Origin of the sequence: Pantanalinema rosaneae CENA516 (assembly GCF_050753385.1) — a bacterium.
GTDB classification, from domain to species: Bacteria; Cyanobacteriota; Cyanobacteriia; order Leptolyngbyales; family Leptolyngbyaceae; genus Pantanalinema; species Pantanalinema rosaneae.
Genome location: NZ_JBLZFZ010000031.1, coordinates 80,847 through 87,611, shown reverse-complemented (window position 1 = coordinate 87,611; position 6,765 = coordinate 80,847). Strand labels below are relative to the sequence as shown.

The window sequence follows — 6,765 nt, the reverse complement described above, 5'->3', positions numbered from 1 at the left end:
AGATGTGTATAAGAGACAGGGTAGGGAGATGGGGAGGTAGGGAGATGGGGATAGGTGAGTTGGGTGATGGTGGGTTGGTTAATGGTGGATAACTGATAGTGATGATGAAAACAATTTTAGTGATTGAAGACGAACCAACGATTCGGGAGATTATTACAGAGTTTCTCGAAGACGTTGATTTTCAGGTGATTAGTGCTGAGAATGGGGCGCGGGGCATCGAATTGGCGGTCAGTCACACTCCAGATTTAATTTTGTGCGACATTATGATGCCAGAGTTGGATGGGTATGGGGTCTTAACTCATCTGCGATCTCAGCCTCACATGGCAACGATTCCCTTTGTGTTTTTGACCGCCAAGGCAGATAAGCCTGATATGCGGCAGGGGATGGAATTGGGTGCCGATGATTATGTCACGAAGCCGTTTACACGGGCTGAACTACTCAATGCTGTCAACTCGCGTTTGGATAAACAGGCGACCGTTAGCCAACACTATCGGCATAAATTGGATGATCTACGCAGTAGCATTTCCTATTCCCTACCCCACGAGTTACTGACTCCGTTGAATGGCGTAGCCGGATTGTCCGATTACCTGAAGGAATCTTACAAAACCATCAAGCCCGATGAAATTTTGGAAGTCGCCGATCTGATTCATCGGTCTGCCAAACGGTTGACGCGAGTGGTACAAAATACGCTGCTATATGCCCGTCTGCATTTGCTGTCTGAAGAAACAGACCCGTCGCGCGAGTATCTGAGCGATTTCGTAGAGCAACCCGATCTGATGATTACAAGAGCGGCTCAAACTGCCGCCATCGATCGCGCCGCCGATCTCCATCTAGAACTTGATACCGCTTCAGTCCGCATTTCGGAACCGAATCTGATCAAAATTGTGGAAGAACTGGTTGATAACGCCTGTAAGTTCTCTGAGCCAGGGACTCCAATTCAAGTCAGGAGTCGATCGCAGGACGATCGCTACATTCTCGAAGTGTCCGATCAGGGACGGGGAATGACCCCCACCCAAGTGGCGGATGTGGGTGCCTATGTGCAATTTGAACGTAAATTCTATGAGCAACAAGGCTCAGGGTTAGGATTGGCGATCGTCCGGCAACTGGTGCAAATCCATAGTGGGGAGCTGGTGATCGATAGCGAACCCAACCATCACACGATCGTTCGCGTTAGCCTACCCATGAACTAATTACGCCCCTACCGCCCCGACCTCCTCACCTCCCCATCTTCCCCCCTCCCAGTAGCGTATCCTGAAAGATAGCGTTGAGTTTTCTCGATCATGTTACGCCGACCAAAAAAAGGCTGGACTCCTGAACATTGGGCAAGCTGGAAGCCATTTGGTTTAGGAGAACAATATCCGAATAATTATTGGGAAGTATTTCGGGCAATTTGGCAGAGCCGCGATCGCTTACCCTACGCCTGGGATGTGCTAAACCAGGGAGTTTGTGATGGGTGTGCCCTGGGGACAACGGGCATGAAAGATTGGACGCAGGACGGACTGCATGTGTGTAATGTGCGGTTGCGGTTATTGCGGCTGAATACCATGCCTGCGATGGATCATCGTTTACTCGAAGATTTATCCCAACTTCAAGGTAAAAGTAATGCCGAACTGCGGGAACTGGGACGATTACCCTACCCAATGGTGCGCTACAAAGGGGACAAAGGATTCCAGCGAGTCAGTTGGGATGCCGCGTTAGACTTGATCGCCGATCGCATTCGCCAAACGACTCCCGATCGGTTAGGGTTTTACATCACCAGTCGGGGCACCGTGAATGAAACCTACTACGTCACCCAGAAAGCGGTACGGGCAATAGGGTGCAATCATATTGATAATGCGGCGCGGATTTGTCACTCGCCCAGTACCTCAGCGTTAAAACAAACGATCGGCGCTGCCGCCACCACCTGTTCCTATAAAGATTGGATCGGTACCGATCTGCTGGTGTTTATCGGGTCTAATGTGGCGAATAACCAGCCAGTCACCGTGAAGTATTTGCATCTGGCGAAGAAAGCGGGGACGCGGATTGTCGTGATCAATAACTACCGGGAACCTGGAATGGAGCGGTACTGGGTGCCGTCCGTGGTAGAAAGTGCCTTGTTTGGTACTAAGTTTGCGGAAGATTTTTTCCTGGTGAATGTTGGGGGTGATATTGCCTTTCTGAATGGCACAATCAAACATTTAATCGAAAATAATTGGCTCGATCGCGCGTTTATTCGTGATTACACCACAGACTTCGAGGCATTAAAAGCGGCTCTGGCAACCCAATCCTGGGAATCACTGGAACGGTTATCTGGGGCAACGCGGGAGGAGATGTCTGCCTTTGCCAAACTGGTAGCGGATGCCGAGAAAGCCGTATTTGTCTGGAGTATGGGAATTACTCAACATGAGTGTGGGGAAGATAATGTGCGATCGATTATCAATCTGGCACTCACCAAAGGGTTTGTGGGCAGAGAAGGCTGTGGATTGATGCCGATTCGCGGTCACTCTGGGGTGCAGGGTGGGGCAGAGATGGGCTGTTATGCCACGGCATTTCCGGGAGGCAAGCCCATTAATGCTGAGACAGCCACCGAACTAAGTCAGCATTGGGGCTTTGATGTACCCACAACGAATGGCATGATTGCTCCCGAAATGATTGATGCCGCTCATAAGGGCAACCTGGATCTTTTGTTTTCAGTGGGTGGAAATTTTCTGGAAGTATTGCCTGATCCGGACTATGTGGAAGCTGGATTGCAGCAAGTACCGTTACGGGTACACATGGATATTGTCTGTGCTCAACAGATGTTTCTAGAACCCGGTGAAATAGTCGTATTATTGCCAGCGACCACCCGCTATGAAATGCCGGGAGGCGTGACCGAAACCAGCACCGAACGGCGTGTGATCTTCAGTCCCGAGATTCTGGGACATCGGATTGGAGAAGCGCGTCCAGAATGGGAGGTGTTTCTTGATCTGGCGCGACGGGTTAAACCAGAATTGGCGGAGCAACTCACCTTTGCCAATACATCTGCCATCCGCGCAGAAATTGCTTTAGTCAACCCTCAGTATGCCGGAATTCAACATCTCAAACAGGCGGGGGATCAGTTTCAATATGGAGGGACTCATCTCTGCTTTGGCTGGAACTTCACTACACCCGATCGCAAAGCTCACTTTTCGGTGTTAACGCCACCCGATCGCGAAGTTCCCGAAGGCTGTTTTTTAGTCACCACTCGGCGCGGTAAACAATTTAATAGTATGGTGCAGGAACGCAAAGACGCGATTACCGGAGCCTTCCGAGAGGCAATTCTGATCAGTCCAGAAGACCTGACGAAATTGGGATTAACGGATGGCGATCGGGTTGTCTTGAAAAATGACCTGGGCGAATATGCCGGACGGGTCTATGCGGCTAGAGTCAAACCCGGAAATTTGCAAGTTCACTGGCCGGAAGGCAACACACTACTCGATCGCAGCAAACGATCACCCATTGGCGGAGTCCCGGATTACAACGCGATCGTCCGGCTCGAACCACAGTAGGTGACATCATGGGACGGGGGAGTAAAACCAAAATACAGGTTTGGGTGATTGACGGGAGTAACCGCCGATCGCGCTCTGATCATCTCGCTACTGAGGAACCATTAGAAATCCGGTTAACCTCGCCCCGTCGGACGATTGCCATTACCATGCGAACTCCGGGAGCCGACTTTGAACTGACGGCAGGTTTTTTGTATGGTGAAGGCGTGATCCGGCAACCGGGAGATATTCAACGATTGAGTTACTGCGTTGATCCAGACGTGGATGGCGAACAACGTCAGAACATTATCAATGTCGAACTGCATCCCGATCTGCAACCCAATTTGCAGCCTTTAGAACGCCATTTTTATACCTCTAGTGCCTGTGGCGTATGTGGCAAAGCCAGTTTGGATGCACTCAAACTTCGGCTTGATCAACCGATTCCCACTGGACAACAAGTGACGGCGGCAGTCATCTGCTCCTTGCCCGATCGCCTGCGACAGGCTCAGGGCATTTTCAACAGTACCGGAGGACTCCATGCCGCCGCATTGTTCAACTTACAGGGAAATTTATTAGCGGTGCAAGAGGATGTCGGACGACATAATGCCCTGGATAAGTTGGTCGGTACAGCATTCCTCAATCGAGACTTACCCTGGCACGATCGCATAGTTTTAGTTAGCGGTCGCACCAGTTTTGAGATTTTGCAAAAATGTGTCACCGCCGGGGTGGCAATCGTCTGTGCGGTATCGGCTCCCAGTAGCCTTGCGGTTGAGGTGGCACGAGAATTTGGCATTACCTTAATCGGCTTCCTGCGGGGACAACGGTTTAATGTTTACTCTGGCATTGAACGGATTCAGAGCGACTAATCCCCAGGGTGCGACTAAAATCGAAACAATCTCAATGCTCAAACTTCTATCCAAAATCCTATGAGTGCGTTTCGAGTGGGTGTGGCAGGGCCAGTCGGTTCCGGTAAAACAGCGTTAGTCGATGCGTTGTGTAAGGCGATGCGCGATCGCTACCATCTAGCCGTGGTGACAAACGATATTTACACCCAGGAAGATGCTCAGTTTTTAGTGCGATCGCAGGCGTTGGAACGCGATCGCATTGTCGGAGTGGAAACCGGAGGATGCCCCCATACTGCCATTCGGGAAGATGCTTCGATGAACTTAGTAGCGATCGAAGACCTGGAACGCCGGTTTCTGGATCTGGATTTGGTATTTGTCGAAAGTGGTGGTGATAATTTAGCGGCAACCTTCAGCCCCGAGTTAGTCGATGCCACGATTTATGTGATTGATGTGGCGGGAGGCGACAAAATTCCCCGCAAAGGCGGCCCCGGCATTACCAAATCTGATCTATTAGTGATCAACAAAATTGATCTGGCACCCTACGTTGGAGCAGATCTGGCGGTGATGGAGCGTGACGCTCAGAAAATGCGCGGCGATAAGCCATTTGTGTTTACTAACTTAAAAACCCATGAAGGCTTATTGGCGGTGATGGACTTTATTCAAACCTGTGCCCATTTAAAGCGCTGACTAACGCCGACCTTCCCATATACCTAGCGTGAGTTTGCCCATGCAGGAGTAGGCTTGCCAATGATTCAACCACTAATGGGGGGATGCCTGCGACTAAACCTGGTTTTATCGAGCCATAAAGGGGAATCAGGTCAATTTCTGTCCCTCAGTAGATGGCATTTAACCCAACGATTCCCCTAACTTTATAAAATGAAATGCCTTTAACTAGGGAATAATCTCAAACGGTATACAGATATACAATTTTTCTTTTCTTGTAATCTTAGTATCTCAGGGTTATTACCGAGTTTCTGTTGTACTCGGCTTAGGTTTAGTGGGGAGCAAATCACTCCATGACAAGACAGTTTCGTCGGCGTGAATTTATTATTTTAGGCTCTACGGTCGCGGGTAGTGTGTTGCTAAAGTCGTGTGCAGGTGGCAACACTCCCACTGCGGACACAACCTCTCCAACGGCTACTTCTGCGGCAACCACCACATCGGGAGACACCATCAAGGTGGGCATTCTCCACTCGCTGAGTGGCACGATGGCAATCAGTGAGAAGAGTGTGGTAGATGCAGAGCAACTCGCGATCGAAGAGATCAATAATGCCGGTGGCGTATTAGGCAAGAAGATCGAACCGATCGTTGAGGATGGCGCATCCGATTGGCCCACATTCAACGAAAAAGCCAAGAAACTGATTGACCAGGATAAAGTCGCCACGGTATTTGGTTGCTGGACTTCTGCCAGCCGGAAAGCCGTGTTGCCTACGTTTGAATCGAAGAACCACATGTTGTGGTATCCCGTACAGTACGAAGGGCAAGAGTGTTCTAAGAATATCTTCTATACGGGGGCGGCTCCAAACCAGCAGATCGAACCTTCGGTAGATTGGTTGCTGGAAAAATATAAAGGACAACCCTTCTTCCTGGTGGGTTCCGATTACGTCTTCCCCCGGACTGCCAATACCATCATCAAAGCTCAGCTAGAAGCCAAAGGTGGCAAAGTGGTAGGTGAGGACTACATTCCTCTAGGCGGCACCGAAGTCACGCCGATTATTTCCAAGATTAAAGCAGCCATGCCAGATGGCGGCATCATTTACAACACCCTGAACGGTGACAGTAACGTTGCTTTCTTCAAGCAATTGCAAGGTGCAGGCATGGGGCCGGATAAGTATCCCTCTATGTCGGTCAGTATTGCCGAAGAAGAAGTCAAGGCGATCGGCGTGGAGTACCTCAAGGGTCATTATGCTGCCTGGAACTACTTCCAGACCGTTGATACGCCCGAAAGCAAGAAGTTTGTGGAAGCCTTTAAGAAGAAGTACGGTGACGATCGGGTAGTTAATGACCCGATGGAAGCGGCTTACATTATGGTGTACCTGTGGAAGCAGGCAGTTGAAAAGGCTGGTACAGCAGATGATCTAGAAAAAGTTCGGACAGCCGCCTATGGGCAAACCTTTGCGGCTCCCGAAGGCTCCGTCACCATGAATCCCAACCATCACATTTCTAAGTGGGTGCGGATTGGCGAAGTGCGGGATGATGGCTTATTTGAAATCGTCAATTCCACGACGGCAGCAGTTGCCCCTATACCCTGGAACCAGTTTGTTACCGACACTAAGGGCTACACCTGTGATTGGACAAAAACCGATGTCACGGCTCCCGATACTCCTGGTAAGTTCAAAATGAGCTAGTGGCTGGCATAACGATCGACTGACAGTTCGAGTGAATTTGGAGTTGGTCAGGAAGCATCTGGTGAATACCTACATGGGAGTGATGTCTCA

At 50.1% G+C, this 6,765-nt stretch carries 5 protein-coding genes; all 5 read left to right on the top strand.

All coding sequences use genetic code 11. The features are described from left to right. The first annotated feature begins 101 nt into the window (after window positions 1-101). The 5 genes from ACN4EK_RS18275 (at window position 102) to urtA (ending at window position 6,675) form a co-directional block, all read left to right on the top strand. Window positions 102-1,190, top strand: coding sequence for a hybrid sensor histidine kinase/response regulator (locus ACN4EK_RS18275; protein ID WP_431659533.1), 1,089 nt, complete (start codon window positions 102-104; stop codon window positions 1,188-1,190). A gap of 90 nt (window positions 1,191-1,280) precedes the next feature. Further along, window positions 1,281-3,506 (top strand): FdhF/YdeP family oxidoreductase, encoded by a 2,226-nt coding sequence (locus ACN4EK_RS18270; protein WP_431659532.1) that lies wholly within the window; start codon window positions 1,281-1,283, stop codon window positions 3,504-3,506. A gap of 8 nt (window positions 3,507-3,514) precedes the next feature. Next, window positions 3,515-4,348, top strand: a complete 834-nt coding sequence (gene fdhD, locus ACN4EK_RS18265) for a formate dehydrogenase accessory sulfurtransferase FdhD (RefSeq protein ID WP_431659531.1) — start codon at window positions 3,515-3,517, stop codon at window positions 4,346-4,348. 60 nt (window positions 4,349-4,408) lie between these two features. Further along, complete coding sequence (gene ureG, locus ACN4EK_RS18260) at window positions 4,409-5,014, top strand: urease accessory protein UreG (RefSeq protein ID WP_431659530.1); 606 nt, start codon at window positions 4,409-4,411, stop codon at window positions 5,012-5,014. A gap of 329 nt (window positions 5,015-5,343) precedes the next feature. After that, window positions 5,344-6,675 carry an urea ABC transporter substrate-binding protein gene (gene urtA / locus ACN4EK_RS18255; RefSeq protein ID WP_431659529.1) on the top strand — a complete coding sequence of 444 codons (1,332 nt, stop codon included), beginning with the start codon at window positions 5,344-5,346 and terminating at the stop codon, window positions 6,673-6,675. Window positions 6,676-6,765: the final 90 nt, after the last annotated feature.